At 76.3% G+C, this 1,500-nt stretch carries 1 protein-coding gene and 1 pseudogene; both read left to right on the plus strand.

Annotation, left to right across the window (positions count from 1 at the left end):
- A pseudogene (locus AB0C29_RS48005) lies at positions 1–742 on the plus strand (hypothetical protein); the annotation flags it as partial.
- Positions 739–1,500: dynamin family protein (locus AB0C29_RS48010; protein ID WP_360835002.1), on the plus strand; the 762-nt coding region annotated here is incomplete at its 3' end. The pseudogene AB0C29_RS48005 and the gene AB0C29_RS48010, both read left to right, overlap by 4 nt.

Consider the following 1,500-nt stretch of genomic DNA (forward strand, 5'->3'; position numbering starts at 1 on the left):
GGAACGGCTGCGGTCCATGCAGCGGCGCGGCGAGGCGCTGCTCGAGCTGGGCGACCCCAAGGACACCTGGCCGGACTTCGAGGCCTGGGCGGCCAAGGAGGCCACCGCGGTCGCCGTCGACAACCTGTACGCGCTGGTCGCCCGGGCCGACGAACTCGCCCGCGACGTCGCCGAGCACTTCGACCACGAGTACGGCGCCCTCGACCTGGACCTGCCCGCCCTGGCCGGCTCCCTGTCCACGGTCGACGGCCCGCGGATGCGCGAGGACCGCACGGCCGGCCGGTGGCTGGGCATGTTCACCGCGGCCCGGCTCGCCGTCGGCGGGGTGGTCGTCGCGCACGCGGTCGGCACGCTGCTGGAGATGGCGGTCCTCGGCCCGGTCGGCGCGGTGGCGGGCCTCGTGGTCGGCCACCGGCTGCTCAAGATCGAGCGCGGCCGCCAGGTCGAGCAGCGCCGGCAGCTGGCCCGCCAGGAGCTGCGCCGCTACGTCGACGAGGTCGGCTTCGTGGTCGGCAACGACTCCCGCGACGCCGTCCGCCGGGCGCAGCGCTATCTGCGCGACGAGTTCGCGTCCCGGGCCCTGGCCGCGCAGCGGTCGTCGGCCCAGGCCCTGGCGGCGGTCCGTGAGGCCGGGGAGCTGCCCGAGGCGGAACGGGCCGGCCGGGCCCGGGAGCTGGACGGGCGGGCCCGCGCCCTCGACCGGGTGGGCCAGAGCCTGACCCGCACCGGCGGCCGGTCATGACGCAGCAGCTGCTGGAACGGGTCCGCGAGCTGCTCCTGCTGGCCGGCCGGGACATCGACGAGCCGGCCGCCCGCGCAGTGGTCGGCGCGGCGCTGCGCCGGCTGGACGAGCCGCTGCGGGTGGCCATCGCCGGCAAGGTCAAGGCCGGCAAGTCGACGCTGCTCAACGCGATGGTGGGGGAGGAGCTGGCGCCCACCGACGCCGGCGAGTGCACCAAGATCGTCACCTGGTACCGGGACGGGCCGGCGTACCGGGTGGTCGTGCACCTCACCGGCGGGCCCGCGGAGCAGCGACCGTTCCGGCGGCAGTCCGGGGCGATCCGGGTTGACCTGGGGCATCCGGCCGAACGGGTGGACCGGCTCGACGTCGAGGTGCCCAGCCGGCGGCTGCGTGAGCACACGCTGATCGACACCCCCGGCCTGGCGTCCATCTCGGCCGAGGTGTCGGTCCGGACGCTGGCCCACCTCGGCGCCGACGACGAGCACCGCGCCCAGGCCGACGCCGTCGTCTACCTGCTGCGCCACATGCACAGCACCGACATCCGCTTCCTGGAGGCCTTCCGCGGCGACGACCTCGCCCGCGGCTCACCGATCAACGCGGTCGGGGTGCTCTCCCGGGCCGACGAGGTCGGCGGCTGCCGGCTGGACGCGATGACCACGGCCGGGACCGTCGCGGCCCGCTACCAGGCGGACGAACGGCTGCGCCGGCTCTGCCCGATCGTCGTACCGGTGGCCGGCCTGCTCGGCGCGGCCGGCGCC

Origin of the sequence: Actinoplanes sp. NPDC048791, from assembly GCF_040650095.1 — a bacterium.
Classification (GTDB): domain Bacteria; phylum Actinomycetota; class Actinomycetes; order Mycobacteriales; family Micromonosporaceae; genus Actinoplanes.